Origin of the sequence: Streptosporangium sp. NBC_01639 (assembly GCF_045209755.1) — a bacterium.
Lineage (GTDB): Bacteria > Actinomycetota > Actinomycetes > Streptosporangiales > Streptosporangiaceae > Streptosporangium.
Genome location: NZ_CP109272.1, coordinates 2505420 through 2520749, shown reverse-complemented (window position 1 = coordinate 2520749; position 15330 = coordinate 2505420). Strand labels below are relative to the sequence as shown.

Sequence of the window (15330 nt, the reverse complement as noted above, 5' to 3'; positions counted from 1 at the left end):
GGGGAAAGAGCGACGCCCGCATCCGCGAGCGACCGACGCCGCCCCTCGCGCTCCCGAGCGCTACACGAGGGGAGGACGATGGGTTCCTACCTGCTGAAACGGTTGATCAGCAATGTCCTGCTGGTAGCCATCGCCGCGAGCATGGCGTACTTCCTCGCCGCCACCAGCCTGAATCCGAGGGCCAAGTACGAAGGCCGTCAGCCACCCGTGGCGACGGCCGTCGTCGACGCGACGCTGGACGACTACAACCTCAACGACAAGACGCCGGTCTTCGAGCGTTACGTCACCTGGGTCTCCGGCGTCGTCACCGGCGATCTCGGCAGGACCTGGGAGGGCAAGTCGGTCAACGAGGAGATGGGCCGCCGGATCGGCGTCAGCCTGCGGTTGCTGCTCCTCGGCACGATCATCGGCTGCGGTGTCGGTGTGGCCGTCGGCGCCTACGCCGCGGTCAGACAGTACAAGATCAGCGATCGGGTGGTCAGCGTGACCTCCTTCGTCATCATGGCGATCCCGGTCTTCGTGATCGCGACGATGCTCACCATCGGGGCGGTCGGGCTCAACGAATCCCTGGGGTTCACCCTGCTGGAGTACACCGGCGAGTACAGTCCGGGGCTGAGCGGCTGGGCGCAGTTCACCAACCGGCTCAACCACCTGATCCTGCCGACGATCTCCCTCTCGCTCGGGCAGATCGCCTTCTACAGCAGGATCCAGCGCAACATGATGCTGGACGTGCTGGGCCAGGACTTCGTCCGCACCGCCAGGGCCAAGGGTCTCAGCCGTAAGAAGGCGCTGTCCAAACACGCGCTGCGGACCGCGCTGATCCCGGCGGCGACCTACTTCGCCTTCGCCTTCGGCACGCTGCTGACCGGTGCGACCTTCACCGAGAAGATCTTCGGCTGGCACGGCATGGGGGCCTGGCTGGTGGACTCGATCCAGCAGAACGACACCAACGCGGTCGCGGCGGTGAGCCTGTTCGCGGCGGCGTGCGTCCTGGTCGCCGGTCTGCTGTCGGACCTCGTCGTGGCCGCCCTCGACCCCCGGGTGCGGGTGAGCTAGATGCGATCGAAAGTCGTCCTCGCCCGCATGCTGCGCAACCCGCAGGCCCGCTACGGTCTGCTCGCGCTGCTCCTGCTCCTGGTGCTCGCCTACGTCGGCCCGTTCGTCGGCCGCCACGACTGGACCGAGAAGGACTTCCTGGCCTTCCTGGAGCCGCCTTCGGCCGAGCACTGGTGGGGCACCACCCAGGTCGGCCAGGACGTCTACGCGGTCACGTTGCGCGGCATGCAGAAGTCGATCGTCATCGGCTTCCTCGTCGCGATCTTCTCCACCGGTGCCGCCGCCCTGGTCGGCGCCGCCGCCGGCTACTTCGGCGGGTGGGTGGACCGGGCCCTGATGTGGGGCGCGGACCTGCTGCTCGTGCTGCCCAGCTTCCTGATCATCGCGATCCTCTCGCCGAACCTCAAGGGCGGCTCGTGGCTCTGGTTCGTGGTCCTGCTGGGCGCCTTCTCCTGGATGATCACCTCCCGGGTGGTGCGGAGCATGACGCTCTCCCTGCGGGAACGGGAGTACATCCTGGCCGCCCACTACATGGGCATCCCCGGCTGGAAGATCATTCTTCGGCACATCGTGCCCAACCTCTCATCCCTGCTGATCATCGACGCCACGCTCAACGTCAGCGGCGCGATCCTCGGTGAGGCGTCCCTGTCGTTCTTCGGGTTCGGCATCCAGCCGCCCGACGTGTCACTCGGCACACTGATCGCGGACGGAAGCAGCAAGGTCACCGGCTATCCCTGGCTGTTCCTCTTCCCGGCCGGACTGCTCGTGCTGATCGTGCTGAGCATCAACCTCATCGGCGACGGCCTGCGGGACGCACTCGACCCGGGGAGCAACCAGTGAACGAGCGGACCGGTGTGCTCGGCGGCTCACCAGCCGAGACGGGCACGCCCATCCTTGAAGTCAACGACCTCAACGTCACCTTCCGCGGCGGCATCAAGGCCGTCCGGGGCGTGAGCTACCGGCTCAGCCGGGGCGAGGTGCTCGGTATCGTCGGCGAGTCGGGCTCCGGCAAGTCGGTCACCTCGCTGGCGGTGATGGGCCTGCTTCCGCCGGGGGCCGAGGTCAGCGGCTCGGTCAGGCTGCACGGCCAGGAACTGCTCGACATGCCGGAGGAGAAGCTCACCCGGCTCCGCGGCAAGTCCATCGGCATGATCTTCCAGGACCCGCTGTCGGCTTTCACCCCCGTCTACACCATCGGCGACCAGATCGCCGAGGCGGTGCGGATCCACCAGAAGGTCGGCAAGGACAAGGCCGCGAAGCGGGCCGTCGAGCTGCTCGACCTGGTCGGCATCCCGCACCCGGACGTCCGGGCCAAGGCGTTCCCGCACGAGTTCTCCGGCGGCATGCGCCAGCGCGCCATGATCGCCATGGCCATCGCCAACGACCCCGACGTGCTGGTCTGCGACGAGCCGACCACCGCGCTCGACGTCACCATCCAGGCCCAGGTGCTGGAGGTGCTGAAGACCGCGCAGCGGGAGACCGGCGCGGGCATCGTGATGATCACCCATGACCTGGGGGTCGTCGCGGGCATCGCCGACCGGGTGCTGGTCATGTACGCCGGCAAGCCGGTCGAGCTCGGCACCGTGGACGAGATCTACTACCGGCCGCGCATGCCGTACACGATGGGCCTGCTCGCCTCGATCCCGCGGATGGACCGCCCGGAGGGGCGGCTGGTCCCGATCGAGGGGAACCCGCCCTCGCCGGCCGCGCTACCGCCGGGCTGTCCTTTCGCCCCGCGCTGCCCGATGCGGGTCACCGCCTGCGACGAGGTCGAGCCCGACCTGGAGCGGGTCGGTCCCGGCGGCCGGCAGACGGCCTGCATCCGCTCGCACGAGATCGACCTCAAGGGACTCGACGGCACCACGATCTACCCGGTGCCCGAGGCTCCCGCCGAGGCCGTGCCGCGCGGACCCCGGGAGGGGCGGGAGACCGTGCTGAGGGTCGAGAACATGATCCGGCACTACCCGCTCATGAAGGGCGCGGTGTTCAAGCGCCGGGTCGGCACCGTGCACGCGGTGGACGGCATCAGCTTCGACATCGCCGAGGGTGAGACGCTGGCCCTGGTCGGCGAGTCGGGCTGCGGCAAGACCACCACCCTCCAGCAGATCATGCAGTTGGCGGCACCGCAGGGCGGCACGGTCGTCGTGCTCGGCAAGGACAGCGCCGCGCTGGCCAAGGCCGACCGCAAGGCGCTCCGCAGAGACCTGCAGATCGTCTTCCAGGACCCGATGGCCGCGCTCGACCCGCGCATGCCGGTCGGTGACATCCTCGCCGAGCCGCTCCGCGCGCACGGTCACAAGGATGTCAGGGGCCGGATCGCCGAACTGCTCACCCTGGTGGGCCTGGACCCGAGCCACGCCGAGCGCTACCCGCAGCACTTCTCCGGCGGTCAGCGCCAGCGCATCGGCATCGCCCGCGCCCTGGCCCTGGAGCCCAGGCTGATCGTGCTCGACGAGCCGGTCTCGGCGCTGGACGTGTCCATCCAGGCGGGTGTGATCAACCTGCTGGAGGACCTGAAGGCCCGGCTCGGCCTGTCCTACCTGTTCGTCGCCCACGACCTGTCGGTGGTCCGGCACCTCGCGGACCGGGTCGCCGTCATGTACCTCGGCAAGATCGCCGAGATCGGCACCGTCGAGGAGGTGTACGGCGGGCCCGCCCATCCCTACACCCGGGCGCTGCTGTCGGCGATCCCGCTGCCCGACCCCGAGCTGGAGCGCTCCCGCGAGCGGATCCTGCTCGAAGGCGACCTGCCCAGCCCGGCCGACCCCCCGTCCGGCTGCCGCTTCCGCACCCGCTGTCCCAAGCGCGCCCTGCTGGGCGCGGCGGAGGCACGCAGGTGCGACGAGGAGGAGCCCGCCGTCGTACGGCTCGCATCCGCCGCTGACCACGGCGCCGCCTGTCATTACCCCGAGGAGACCGAGGTCGTCCCGGCCTCGCGTCCCTGAAGAACCCCTGTTGGAGGAACACGTGAAGGTTGGTTACAAGGCGGTCGCCGGGACCGCGCTCCTGGCGATGGCCCTCACCGCCTGCGCCGGTGGCGGCGACGGCGACGCGAAGCCGGAGGCCGCGTCGAGCCAGGCCGCCCAGGAGCAGGCCGCCACGCTTCCCGGAAGCACGACGAACCCGGTCGCCTACGACCAGGTCGCCGACGGCGGCACGGTGAAGCTGGCGCTCAACCAGTGGCAGGCGCAGTGGAACTACAACCAGGTCAACGGCACCAACGCCAACACCGACGACGTGATCGAGCCGCTGATGCCGCTCATCTCCATCGCCAACGACAAGGCCGAGGTCGTCAACAACCCGGACTACGTCACCGAGTGGAAGATGGAGCTCACCGGGGGCAAGCAGACCGTCACCTACAAGATCAACGACAAGGCCGCGTGGTCTGACGGCGAGCCGATCACCTATAAGGACTTCCAGGCCCAGTGGAAGGCCCTGAACGGCGAGAACAAGAAGTACCAGGTCTCCTCGACCGACGGTTACGACCGGGTCGAGTCGGTGGAGAAGGGCGCCACCGACAAGGACGTGGTGGTGACCTTCGCCAAGAACTACCCGGACTGGAAGGGCATGTTCTCCCCGCTCTACCCGGCCTCGACGAACGAGACACCCGAGGGGTTCAACAAGGGCTGGGTCGACAAGATCCCGGTCACCGCGGGCCCGTTCAAGGTCGAGTCCATGGACCAGACCAGCAAGACCGCGACCCTCGTCCGCGACGACAAGTGGTGGGGTCAGAAGGCCAAGCTCGACAAGGTCATCTTCCGTACCCTCCTGGACACCGCCAAGCTGAACACTTTCGCCAACGGCGAGATCGACGCGGTGGAGATCGCGGCGAGCGCCGCCGACCTCAAGCGGGCGAAGGAGGTGCCGAACGTCGACATCCGCAAGGCCGCGGCCCCGAACTGGCGCCACTTCACCGTCAACGGCTCGGCGGAGTTCCTGAAGGACAAGTCGGTCCGCCAGGCCGTCCAGCTCGGCATCAACCGCGAGGTGATCGCCCAGTCCGACCTCAAGGACATGGACTGGCCGATCCAGACGCTCAACAACCACGTCTACATGAACACCCACAAGGGCTATGTGGACAACTCCGGTGAGCTGGGCAAGTACAACCCGGAGAAGGCCAAGCAACTGCTGGACGCGGCCGGCTGGAAGATGGAGGGGGAGTATCGCAAGAAGGACGGCAAGGAGTTCGCGCTTCGCTTCATCGTCCCCGCCTCCCTGCCCACCTCCAAGCAGGAGGGTGAGCTCACCCAGGCGATGCTGAAGGAGATCGGCATCAAGGTCAACATCGAGCCGGTCCCCGACGACAAGCTCTTCGACGACTTCATCATCCCCGGCAACTTCGACATCGCCCCGTTCTCCTGGCTGGGCACGCCGTTCCCGAACACCTCCCTGCCGCAGATCTACAAGACGCCCACGAGCCCGGAGAACTACGGCAGCAACTTCCCGCGGATCGGCACCCCCGAGCTGGACGCGCTGATCGACCAGGCCGCGAGTGAGATGGACCCGGCCAAGGCGATCGAGCTGGGCAACGCGGCGGACAAGCTGATCTGGGACGAGGTGCACACCATCCCGATGTACCAGCGCCCCGACATCTACGCCGTCAAGAAGACCCTGGCGAACTACGGCGCCTTCGGCTTCGCCGACAAGAACTGGACGACCATCGGCTACACCAAGTAGTCACCGGAACGTCACGTGCCCTCCCCCGCTCTCGCGGGGGAGGGCACGTCCGTTTTCCTCCGTCCCTGTCCGGGCAAGGACGGAGAGCTCAGAAGGCCACGCGGCGAGGGAGAGGGTAGACGTTCTCCTGGAGGTCCTGGATCAGCCCGTCCGCACACTCCGGGCAGGCGAACAGGGCTCCGTCGTCGGGCAGGCGGCCGATCCTGATCCGCGGGCGCGGCCACTTCTTGTGGCAGGCCACGCAGGCGTCGCCCTCACGCTGAGTGCGAGTCAGGCCCTCAGGATCGAATGTCAGCGTGTTCCGCACCGTACTGCTCGGCCCCCAGTTCATCGCGCCTCCCGTCTTGATCGCGCAGTGTCGTATCGGAACCGTTATAACGCCGTGACGGCCCGTGATCGCTTTGGTAGATGTCAAGCGGTGGTTAAATCACTCCCTCGCTGCAGGTCGTACAGCAGCAAAAGGGACACCCGGTCGCAAGCCGGGTGCCCCTTTTATTGTGATCTAAACGGTCAGACCTCGCTGATGGCCTTCTCCAGAATCGCCAGACCCTCTTCCAGCAGGTGGTCGGGCATGACCAGCGGCGGCAGGAAACGCAGCACGTTGCCGTAGGTGCCCGCGGTCAGCACGAGCAGCCCCTCGGCGTGACACCTCCTGGCGATCTCGCCCGCCGCGGTCGGGTGCGGGTCCTTGGTACCGGGGACCACCAACTCGATGGCGATCATCGCACCGCGGCCGCGCACGTCGCCGACCACCGGGTTCTTCTCGGCGATGGCGCGCAGCCGGGGGAGCATGACCTCGCCGATGCGGCGGGCCTTGCCGGTCAGGTCGTCGGCCTCGATGGTCTCCAGCACGCCCAGCGCCGCCTCACAGGCGAGCGGGTTGCCGCCGTAGGTGCCGCCCAGCCCGCCGACGTGGACCTTGTCCAGGATTTCGGCGCGGCCGGTGACGGCCGACAGGGGCAGGCCGCCCGCGATGCCCTTGGCGGTGACGATGATGTCCGGGACGATGCCCTCGTCCTCGCAGGCGAACAGGTCGCCGGTGCGCGAGAAGCCGGTCTGGACCTCGTCGGCGATGAAGACGATGCCGTTCTCCCGGCAGAACTCCACGATCCTGGGCAGGAAGCCCTTGGCGGGCTCGATGAATCCGCCCTCGCCCGCGATCGGCTCGATCACCACGGCGGCCACGTTCTCCGCGCCGATCTGCTTGGTGATCTGGTCGATCGCCTGGGCGGCTGCCTCCTCCGCACAGTTCTCCGGGCCCGTGGGCCAGCGGAAGGGGTAGGCCAGCGGCACCCGGTAGACCTCGGGGGCGAACGGGCCGAACCTGTGCTTGTAGGGCATGTTCTTGGCCGTCAGCGACATCGTCAGCAGGGTCCGGCCGTGGTAGCCGTGGTCGAACACGACGACCGCCTGGCGCCCCGTGGCGTGCCGGGCCACCTTGACCGCGTTCTCCACGGCCTCGGCGCCGCTGTTGAGGAGGAAGGTGCGCTTCTCGTGGTCACCGGGCGTGAGCTCGTTGAGCTTCTCGCAGACCTCGACGTAGGACTCGTACGGCGTGACCATGAAACAGGTGTGGGTGAAGTCCGCGACCTGCCTCTGCACCCGCTCGACCACGCGCGGGGCGGCGTTGCCGACACCCGTCACCGCGATGCCGGAGCCGAAGTCGATCAGCGAGTTGCCGTCGGCGTCCACGACGACACCACCGCCGGCGTGCGTCACGAAGACCGGCAGCGTGATGCCGATGCCCTGGGGAACGGCGGCCTGCTTGCGCGCGAACATCTCGCGGGACTTCGGGCCGGGGATCTCGGTGACGACCCGGCGCTCCTGCGGAAGCGAGGGGCCGCCCTGGAGGACGGTGCTCATACTGCGACGGTATGTCGCATATGTCGATGTGCAGATGATGCACTATGGCAAAATTGCCGGTAGCACTCTGGCCGTATCGTACAAATCGGGGGTGGTTGTGGCGCCGACGCTCCGCACCGTCGTTCGGCGTCTGCCGCTCAAGCTCAGCCTGCTCACCGGGCAGGACGCGCTCGACCGGCCGGTGCGCTGGGTGGCGGTCAGCGAGCTGGAGGACCCCACCCCGTTCCTGGAGGGCGGCGAGCTGGTCCTGACCACGGGCATGCGCCTCGACGCCGGCAACGCCGGGCCGTACGTCGACCGGCTGGTCGGCAGGGAGGTCACCGGGCTCGGATTCGGCGTCGGGCTGGGACACGAGACGATCCCGGCCGAGCTGGTGGACGCGGCGGTCCGGGCGGGTCTGCCATTGATCGAGGTGCCCCGCGCCACCCCGTTCGTCGCGATCGGCAAGCTGGTCAGCGAACTGATCGCCGCCGAGCAGTACGACGAGATCAGCCGGGCCTTCGCCACCCAGGGCCGCCTCACCCGTGCCGCCCTCCGTCCCGAGGGGCCCCGCGCGGTGATCGAGTGCCTGGCGCGCGAGCTCGGCGGCTGGGCCGTCCTGCTCGACGAGACGGGAGCCGTACGGCACGCGGCAGGGAAGGGGGCGGCAGCCGTGGCCGGCCTCGTCCCCGAACTGGAGCGCCTGAGGAAGCCCGCGGGCGGCGGTGCGCCCGCGACGCTGGCAATCTCCACGCCGCAGGAGCACGTCATCGTGCAGCCGCTCGGCGCCCGCCGGGTCAGGGGCTTCTTCGCGGTCGGCCTCGGCCGCCCCTTCACTCCGGTCGCGCACACCGTGGTCAACGCCGCCGGCTCCCTGCTGACCCTCGCCGTCGAACACGGCCGTGAGCACCTGGCGGCCGAGCGGAAGGTCCGCTCGGCAGTGCTCCGGCTGCTCCTGGCGGGGGAGACGCAGGCCGGGCAGGAGGCACTGGAGCGGCTGGGGTGCGGACTGCCCCGCGGGCCGCTGACGGTGCTGGCCGTCGGCGGCGACCAGGAGGCGGTGCTGGAGGCCGCGGCCGACGAGTTCGCGGTGGCCGTCGACGACAGGGTGGTGGCCGTCGTCGCAGCCGACCGGGTCGACAGGGTGGTCTCAGCACTGCGGGAACACGGTCCGGTCGGGATCGGCTCCCCGGTCGGACCCGACGAGCTGCGCAGCGGGATGGAGCAGGCAGACCGGGCGCTCACCTCGGCCCGCCGCACCGCCCGCGAGGTCGTCCGCTCCGCCGACCTCGCGGGCCAGGGCCTGCTGTCGCTGCTGGACCCCGACGCCGCCACGGCGTTCTCCTCGGCGCTGCTCGCCCCCCTGCGCGAGTACGGTTCGCGCGCCGACCTGCTGGAGTCCCTCCGCGCCTACCTGATGTGCAACGGGCACTGGGACGCGGCGGCGCAACGGCTCGGTGTGCACCGGCACACCCTGCGCTACCGCATGCGTCGGGTCGCCGAACTCCTCGGACGCGATCTCGACGACCCGGCGGTCCGTGCCGAACTCTGGGTCGCGCTGGCCGCGACGGGCTGCCCGGCCACGCCGCGGTGAACGGCGGGGCTTCAGGACCTGTCGACCAGATAACGGGAGACGGTGGCGTAGGTGACCGCGTCGTAGGTGCGGCTGTCCCGCAGGTGTCCCGCACGTTCCAGGCTGATGGCCCCCTGGGCGGCGGCCCAGAGAGCGTCGGCGATCTGCCTGGGCTGGGTCGGGACGATGTACCCCGAGGAGATGCAGTCGGCGATCACCCGGTCGAGGATGTTGAGCGCCGCCCGGGCCAGGGTCCTGGCCCGCTCACTCGGCGCGAAACCGGGAATCGCCCGTTCGAACATCAGGGCGTAGTAACCCGGCTCGGCCAGCGCAGCCTCCCGGTAGGCGGGGCCGAGGGCGGTCAGGTGCTCCAGCGCGTTCCGGCGCGCGGGCACGGACTCCAGGCGTCGCCGGAAGCGCTCGAAACCCTCCAGGTAAAGTGCCTCGGCCAGGCCTTCCTTGCTGCCGAACATGGTGTAGATGACAGTCGTCGAACATCCGGCCTCGGTGGCGATGCGGCGCATCGACAGGCTCTCCGGGCCGATGGTGACGAGAAGCTGACTGGCCACGTCGAGAAGCTTGCCGCGGAGCTCGTCCTGTCCGGCCCGCTCGCCGACCAGATAGGCGCCCTGCAGTCCGCGTGGCGCCGAGGAGGTCATGCGGCCGCGCCCTTCCGCTCATGGGGAGTTGCATTCTGTGACTTAGCCAGGGCAGCGATCTCTCAAACCGCTGACATGTAAGAAATATCCTTAACGCACCACATTTTCGTTACAGGCAAGCAGAAGAAATATTTTTATGCGTAACGGCGTACCAGGGTAGATGTCTTGTGCGTAGTGGAGTAAAGCCGCCCCCGAGCCGGTGGCATACCGTCGGAGCCATGGACGTGCGCCCCTTCTGGCTCGCCGGCCGCCCCGCCACGGGGGACGCCGAGCTTACCGTGACCAACTCGCATGACGGCCGTGTCGTCGGCGTCTGCTCCGTGCCCACCGCCGACCAGGTCGAAGAGGCCGTCGCCGCGGCGACGGCCGTACAGAGGCAGGCCGCGGCCCTCCCCGTGCACGTGCGGGCCGATGCTCTCGCCCACGTCTCGCGCCGCCTGGCCGAGCGGGCCGAGGAGATCGCCCGCCTGATCATGGAGGAGAACGGCAAGCCGATCTTCTGGGCGCGTGGTGAGGTCAACCGTGCGATCTCCACCTTCCGGTTCGCCGCCGAGGAGACCCGCCGTCTCGGCGGTGAAACCGTGCGCCTGGACACCGAGGCGGGCTCCGCCGGCCGTCTCGCCTATGTCTCGCGTGTCCCGCACGGCCCGGTCCTGGCGATCACACCGTTCAACTTCCCGCTCAACCTGGTGGCCCACAAGGTCGCCCCGGCCATCGCGGTGGGCGCCCCGATCATCGTCAAGCCGGCTCCGGCGACGCCGATCTCCTCCCTGGTACTGGGCGAGATCCTGGCCGAGACCGCGCTGCCCGAGGGCATGTTCTCCGTGCTCCCGGTGCCCAACGACCGTGCCGCCACCCTGGTCGACGACCCGCGCCTGCCGGTCGTCTCCTTCACGGGCTCCGGACCGGTCGGTTACGCGATCATGGACCAGGTGCCGCGCAAGCACGTCACCCTTGAGCTCGGCGGCAACGCCGCCGCCGTCGTGCTCGCCGACGCCGACCTCGACTGGGCCGCCTCCCGGGTGGCACTGTTCTCCAACTACCAGGCCGGGCAGAGCTGCATCGCCGTCCAGCGAGTGATCGTCGAGGAGTCGGTGCGCGAGGACTTCGTGGCCAGGCTGGTCCCCGCCGTCGAGGCACTCGTCACCGGAGACCCCACCGACGACCGCACCCAGGTCGGGCCGCTCGTCTCGGTCGAGGCCGCCGAGCGCGTCGAGCAGTGGATCAAGGAGGCCGTCGCGGCCGGTGCCCGGCTGCTGGCCGGCGGCACCCGCGACGGCGCCACCGTCGCGCCGACCGTCCTGGCCGACGTGCCGCACGACGCCAAGGTCTCCCGCGAGGAGGTCTTCGGACCCGTGATGATCGTCCAGTCCGTGCCCGGGGTCGACGAGGCCTTCGCCGCGGTCAACGACTCCGCGTACGGCCTGCAGGCCGGAGTGTTCACCCGCAACCTGGACATCGCCTTCCGCGCCAACCGGGAGCTTGAGGTCGGCGGCGTGATCATCGGGGATGTCCCGTCCTACCGCGCCGACCAGATGCCGTACGGCGGCGTCAAGGCCTCGGGCGTCGGCCGCGAGGGCGTCCGCTCGGCCATGGCGGACTTCACCTACGAGAAGGTCATGGTCCTCACCGGGCTGTCCCTCTGACCTCACGTACAGCCTGCGCCCCGTCACCCCGGGGCGCGGGCTGTGTCTTTTGCGGCGCGTTTCATGCGGTGTACCCGTCTGGGACTTGTCCTTGGTGGAGCGGGCTTGTCGCTGTGCGCGCTGCGGTGGGTGGATGTTCCGGGTTTCGCGGTGCGCGCTGTGGGTGTTTCGATTTTCGCCGTGCGCGCTGCGGTGGGTGGGTGTTCCGGCCGGCCGTCGCAGTCACCGTCTCGTTTTTCAGGCCTCCGGCCTGACGGGCGCGGTGGTTACGCTTTTTTATAAGCCGGCCGGAACACCCACCCACCTCCGCGCCAGGCTGTCTCGCCGTACGGCGTGCGGACCGTAGTCGCTCCCTTCCGAGCCGCCCAGCGATCTCGCGGACGCTGAAGCAATCCGCGCAGGGGCCGTGCAGAGGTGCCCGCCGTAGCTGACGCGTTCCTCTCCGACCAGTGCAGGGCTGAGCGCCGCCTGTTGCTTCGGGGAACCCAAATTTGAGCGTCCTGCCTGCTCGGAACAGGACGATCACCTACGACTGGATGTCGAAATCACCGTTCTTGACGCCACTGATAAAAGCCCGCCAGCTCTCTAAGGCGAAGATCAGGACTAGTCCGGTCTTGTCTTTGCTGTCGCGGACGCCCACACGGCCATAGGGAAGCGCGGCGACTTCCACGCAGTCCCCGTTGCCTCCGCTGCGTGAACTCTTGTGCCAAACGGCGTCTGTCAGATCTATCGGGGTGGACATCCCGCGCCCTTCCGATGGAAGTTCACGCCAGATTCTTCAGCGCGCCCATCAGCATAGCTGTGGTGTCTGCTGGACTGAGGGCCGCTGCTCTGAGGTAGTCAAAAACGGATATGTACCGTCGAATGTTCGTGGCGTCTTCCAGATACAAGCCGCTGGACATGTTCTCCAAATAGATGACGTCCATGTCGCTCGGAGCAGGGAACCCCACGAGGGTGAACGACCCGGTCATCGCCGGGTGCGCCCCAGCGCGGTAGGGGAGTATCTGCACCATGATGTTGGGGCGCCGGCTTATTTCGGTGAGATGTTGGAGTTGGTCGGTTGTGATCTGAGCCGTTCCGACGTGTTGATGCACCACTCCTTCGCCGAGGATGACGGAAAGCTCCAAACAGTCTCCTTCCGTGAGCCGTTTTTGGCGCTCCATCCGTACGGCGACCCTGCGTTCCACCTCTTCCGGAGCGTCACCAGGGCGCGAGGCTGCGATGACTGTTTGGGCGTACTCAGCGGTCTGTAGCAGCCCGGGAACCAATGTCTGCTGGTAGGTCCTGATGGATGTCGCCTCGGCTTCCAGGCCGATGAGGGTTGCGTACTCACCCGGTAGGACGTCTCCGTAGTTCTGCCACCATCCTCGTTGCCGTGCCTCCTTGGATAGCGCCAGCAATGCCTCCCGGTCGGCCTCGGGGACCTCGTACATATCCAGGAAGGCTCGAAGGTCCCGCGGCCGGATGCCCCTACGGCCGGTCTCGATGCGGCTGACGGAGGCCGCCGTGAGGTCCATGCGGTCGGCCACCTCCTGCATGGACAACCCGTGTTCGATTCGCAGTCGCCGCAACTCCGACGCCAGGCGACGCCTGCGCACCGTGGGACTCGTATCGGCAGCCATGGCCGCACCTTCTTCCGCCCTGAACGTCGAGATTTATCTTTGGAAGTTGCCAAAGGTAGCTACCAAAAGAAAGTGATCTGAGGTAGCTTCCACGGATTGTAATCGAACGACCACGAATCTGGAGGAGTGATGTCGATACTGATACGTGGAGGCGATCCGCAGGAGCAGTGCGTTCGCCTGGTACGGCTGAGCGGGAGTCTCAAAGAGCTGGGGATGTGCACCTCCCTCGTTCTTTCCACCACAGGGCCGCCGGTGCTAGAGGTGCTATCGGCGGGCCGGGCACGGGTGCGCATCACCGTCATTCGCAGGGCCTACGGCTGGGTCTTCATCTGGCGGCCCTGGTGGGCTCGGCTGTGGCGACCTGGTCAGTGGGTCTGCGCCGAGGCTGACAATGTCGCCGACATCATCGTCTCGGCGGTGGTGATCACATGAACCTGCCCCTGGTCACCTGCCGCTACGAACGCCACCGGGTCACCTCCACCCGCTGGACCACTCTGCGCCTGCTCGGCCACGCTGACTTCCCTGCCACCCCGTACTCGGCACCCGTAGCACGTCAGTGGGTCCGGCACCTGCTGGCCGGAAAAGTCGCCGAGGCAGTCCTCGATGACGTGATGTTGCTGCTCAGCGAAGTCGTTACCAACGCTGTCGTCCACTCTGACTCCAGCCACAGCCCCAGCGGGTCGGTGACAGTCTGCTTGGCTGCGGGCAACGGTCGCCTGCACATCGAGGTCATAGACGATGGCTCGGCTGGAAGTATCCCCTTCGTTCGAGCCAGCGACCACGACAGTGACGGCGGGCGCGGTCCGTTGCTGGTCGACCTCATCGCCACCGCCTGGGGTGCCCATCACGACCAGTCGAGCACCGTCGTCTGGTTCCATCTCCCCAGCGGCATCTCAGGGCAACCTTTTTGAAGATCAGCTGAAGGCCACCGAACCATTCGCCCGGGAAGCATCCGTCGTACAAGCGGCATGACCTCTCCCTTCCCGGCGGACGACGGCTCACTGGCCGTACGGCGCGCGGACCGTAGCCGCTCACTCCCAGGCCGCTCAGCGGACCCTCTGCCGCTGAAGCAATCCGCGCCGGGGCCGTTCAAGGCCGGTCGCGGCCGCTGAAGCCTCTCTTTCCCACCACTTCAGGGCCGGTTGCCGTTGTCTCGCCCTCCAACCCGCTTCTGCCGGTCGGAAGGCGTGCGGCGGGGCACCGGCAGGTTGAAGCCCGAGCTCAGTCGAGCAATGCGAGGACGGCGGCCAGCGCGGCCGGGCGCCGATCCACCGGCAGATGATCGACCAGGTGAACCTTGCAGCCCAGTGCCGCGGCCCCGCCGTCGGCGGCGGGGTTGTCGCCCACCATGAGCACGTCGTCGGGGGCCAGGTCGAGCCGGTCGCAGGCGGTCTGGAAAAGCACGGAGTCGGGCTTCTGAATCCCCTGTTCGTAGGAGAGAAGGTAGGCGGTGACGAGATGGTCCACACCATGGTCGCGAAAGACCGGGCGAATGTCCCAGCCGCTCCTGCCTCTGGTGATGCTCGGATAGGTACGGCGTTCGGCCCTGCACTGGTCGGAGAGGAACGCGTCAGCTGCGGCGGGCGACTCTGCACGGCCCCTGCGCGGATTGCTTCAGCGTCCGCGAGATCGCTGGGCGGTCCGGAAGGGAGCGGCTACGGCCTGCACGCCGTACGGCGAGGCAGTCTGGCGCGGAGGTGGGTGGGTGTTCCGGCCGGCTTATAAAAAAGCGTAACCACCGCGCCCGTCAGGCCGGAGGCCTGAAAAACGAGACGGTGACTGCGACGGCCGGCCGGAACACCCACCCACCGCAGCGCGAACGGCCCACATACCCAGACGGGCCACTGTTGTACGCGTCCGCTGCCGAGCCAGGGAGTAAGGGCCTTGATCACAACAGGTCGAAGGACGGCTCAATTCCTTCGACCGGTTGTGATCAAGCCGCCGCCGTCTGCTCGGTGATGAAGCTCTTCGAGGTGAGCCATGAACTCGTCGGCTGAATCGAAGGTCTGGTGGTTTCCCGCCGCACGGTTCTCCTCGGCTTCGCGCTCTCGGGCCTGCCATGTGGGGCTCCGGAACCAGGCGTCCTCATGAGGCACGATCTTCGCGATGCGCACGCCGTCCACTGTGAGATAGAGGACTTCTCCGAGCATCGAGGCCCGGCCGATGATGTCGCCGAGACGGTCGCCGAACTCGCTCATCGACACCTCACGGGCATTCTCGCTCATTATCCGAGTGTAGGTCTGGGCACTCATCGT

The 15330-nt window shown here is 67.9% G+C and carries 15 protein-coding genes; 8 read left to right on the top strand and 7 right to left on the bottom strand.

Annotation, left to right across the window (positions count from 1 at the left end; translation table 11 throughout):
- Positions 1 to 78 precede the first annotated feature (78 nt).
- From OHA77_RS11295 to OHA77_RS11280, 4 genes are read left to right on the top strand one after another with little or no spacing between them, the layout of a single operon-like run.
- Positions 79 to 1056, top strand: a complete 978-nt coding sequence (locus OHA77_RS11295) for an ABC transporter permease (protein ID WP_406317924.1) — start codon at positions 79 to 81, stop codon at positions 1054 to 1056.
- On the top strand, positions 1057 to 1896 hold the full coding sequence (locus tag OHA77_RS11290; protein WP_406317923.1) for an ABC transporter permease: 840 nt from the start codon (positions 1057 to 1059) through the stop codon (positions 1894 to 1896).
- Positions 1893 to 4001, top strand: coding sequence for a dipeptide ABC transporter ATP-binding protein (locus OHA77_RS11285; RefSeq protein ID WP_406317922.1), 2109 nt, complete (start codon positions 1893 to 1895; stop codon positions 3999 to 4001). Before OHA77_RS11290 ends, OHA77_RS11285 begins: the two co-directional genes overlap by 4 nt.
- Positions 4002 to 4023: 22 nt before the next feature.
- A complete protein-coding gene (locus tag OHA77_RS11280; protein WP_406317921.1) occupies positions 4024 to 5733 on the top strand; it encodes an ABC transporter family substrate-binding protein in 1710 nt (569 codons plus the stop codon).
- 88 nt (positions 5734 to 5821) lie between these two features.
- Here OHA77_RS11280 and OHA77_RS11275 read toward each other — a convergent pair whose 3' ends face one another.
- Together OHA77_RS11275 and gabT are read right to left on the bottom strand one after the other, a co-directional pair.
- On the bottom strand, positions 5822 to 6064 hold the full coding sequence (locus tag OHA77_RS11275) for a hypothetical protein (protein WP_326820676.1): 243 nt from the start codon (positions 6062 to 6064) through the stop codon (positions 5822 to 5824).
- A 179-nt stretch (positions 6065 to 6243) separates the two neighbouring features.
- Complete coding sequence (gabT, locus tag OHA77_RS11270) at positions 6244 to 7596, bottom strand: 4-aminobutyrate--2-oxoglutarate transaminase (RefSeq protein WP_406317919.1); 1353 nt, start codon at positions 7594 to 7596, stop codon at positions 6244 to 6246.
- 91 nt (positions 7597 to 7687) lie between these two features.
- On the opposite strand from gabT, the gene OHA77_RS11265 reads away from it, so the two are divergent.
- Positions 7688 to 9169: a PucR family transcriptional regulator gene (locus OHA77_RS11265; RefSeq protein ID WP_406317918.1), complete on the top strand. Its 1482-nt coding sequence runs from the start codon at positions 7688 to 7690 to the stop codon at positions 9167 to 9169.
- 11 nt (positions 9170 to 9180) lie between these two features.
- Here OHA77_RS11265 and OHA77_RS11260 read toward each other — a convergent pair whose 3' ends face one another.
- A complete protein-coding gene (locus OHA77_RS11260; protein ID WP_326820679.1) occupies positions 9181 to 9807 on the bottom strand; it encodes a TetR/AcrR family transcriptional regulator in 627 nt (208 codons plus the stop codon).
- Between the two features lie 218 nt (positions 9808 to 10025).
- Here OHA77_RS11260 and OHA77_RS11255 point away from each other — a divergent pair, with 218 nt between their 5' ends.
- Positions 10026 to 11453: an aldehyde dehydrogenase family protein gene (locus tag OHA77_RS11255; RefSeq protein WP_406317915.1), complete on the top strand. Its 1428-nt coding sequence runs from the start codon at positions 10026 to 10028 to the stop codon at positions 11451 to 11453.
- Between the two features lie 526 nt (positions 11454 to 11979).
- On the opposite strand, the gene OHA77_RS11250 is transcribed toward OHA77_RS11255, so the two are convergent.
- Together OHA77_RS11250 and OHA77_RS11245 are read right to left on the bottom strand one after the other, a co-directional pair.
- On the bottom strand, positions 11980 to 12123 hold the full coding sequence (locus tag OHA77_RS11250; RefSeq protein ID WP_406317913.1) for a DUF397 domain-containing protein: 144 nt from the start codon (positions 12121 to 12123) through the stop codon (positions 11980 to 11982).
- Between the two features lie 94 nt (positions 12124 to 12217).
- Positions 12218 to 13075 carry a helix-turn-helix domain-containing protein gene (locus OHA77_RS11245; RefSeq protein WP_406317912.1) on the bottom strand — a complete coding sequence of 286 codons (858 nt, stop codon included), beginning with the start codon at positions 13073 to 13075 and terminating at the stop codon, positions 12218 to 12220.
- A gap of 129 nt (positions 13076 to 13204) precedes the next feature.
- Here OHA77_RS11245 and OHA77_RS11240 point away from each other — a divergent pair, with 129 nt between their 5' ends.
- Together OHA77_RS11240 and OHA77_RS11235 are read left to right on the top strand one after the other, a co-directional pair.
- On the top strand, positions 13205 to 13507 hold the full coding sequence (locus tag OHA77_RS11240; RefSeq protein ID WP_406317910.1) for a hypothetical protein: 303 nt from the start codon (positions 13205 to 13207) through the stop codon (positions 13505 to 13507).
- A complete protein-coding gene (locus OHA77_RS11235) occupies positions 13504 to 13986 on the top strand; it encodes an ATP-binding protein (protein WP_406317908.1) in 483 nt (160 codons plus the stop codon). Before OHA77_RS11240 ends, OHA77_RS11235 begins: the two co-directional genes overlap by 4 nt.
- Before the next feature lie 310 nt (positions 13987 to 14296).
- On the opposite strand, the gene OHA77_RS11230 is transcribed toward OHA77_RS11235, so the two are convergent.
- Positions 14297 to 14542: an HAD-IA family hydrolase gene (locus OHA77_RS11230; protein WP_406317907.1), complete on the bottom strand. Its 246-nt coding sequence runs from the start codon at positions 14540 to 14542 to the stop codon at positions 14297 to 14299.
- Between the two features lie 443 nt (positions 14543 to 14985).
- A complete protein-coding gene (locus tag OHA77_RS11225; RefSeq protein ID WP_406317905.1) occupies positions 14986 to 15300 on the bottom strand; it encodes a hypothetical protein in 315 nt (104 codons plus the stop codon).
- Positions 15301 to 15330 lie beyond the last annotated feature (30 nt).

Bases quoted from the DNA above. Each gene is read 5' to 3' on its own strand.
- OHA77_RS11245 (WP_406317912.1), bottom strand. From the start codon at position 13,075: ATGGCTGCCGATACGAGTCCCACGGTGCGCAGGCGTCGCCTGGCGTCG.
- gabT (WP_406317919.1), bottom strand. From the start codon at position 7,596: ATGAGCACCGTCCTCCAGGGCGGCCCCTCGCTTCCGCAGGAGCGCCGG.
- OHA77_RS11240 (WP_406317910.1), top strand. From the start codon at position 13,205: ATGTCGATACTGATACGTGGAGGCGATCCGCAGGAGCAGTGCGTTCGC.
- OHA77_RS11275 (WP_326820676.1), bottom strand. From the start codon at position 6,064: ATGAACTGGGGGCCGAGCAGTACGGTGCGGAACACGCTGACATTCGAT.
- OHA77_RS11290 (WP_406317923.1), top strand. From the start codon at position 1,057: ATGCGATCGAAAGTCGTCCTCGCCCGCATGCTGCGCAACCCGCAGGCC.
- OHA77_RS11235 (WP_406317908.1), top strand. From the start codon at position 13,504: ATGAACCTGCCCCTGGTCACCTGCCGCTACGAACGCCACCGGGTCACC.
- OHA77_RS11255 (WP_406317915.1), top strand. From the start codon at position 10,026: ATGGACGTGCGCCCCTTCTGGCTCGCCGGCCGCCCCGCCACGGGGGAC.
- OHA77_RS11295 (WP_406317924.1), top strand. From the start codon at position 79: ATGGGTTCCTACCTGCTGAAACGGTTGATCAGCAATGTCCTGCTGGTA.
- OHA77_RS11260 (WP_326820679.1), bottom strand. From the start codon at position 9,807: ATGACCTCCTCGGCGCCACGCGGACTGCAGGGCGCCTATCTGGTCGGC.
- OHA77_RS11225 (WP_406317905.1), bottom strand. From the start codon at position 15,300: ATGAGCGAGAATGCCCGTGAGGTGTCGATGAGCGAGTTCGGCGACCGT.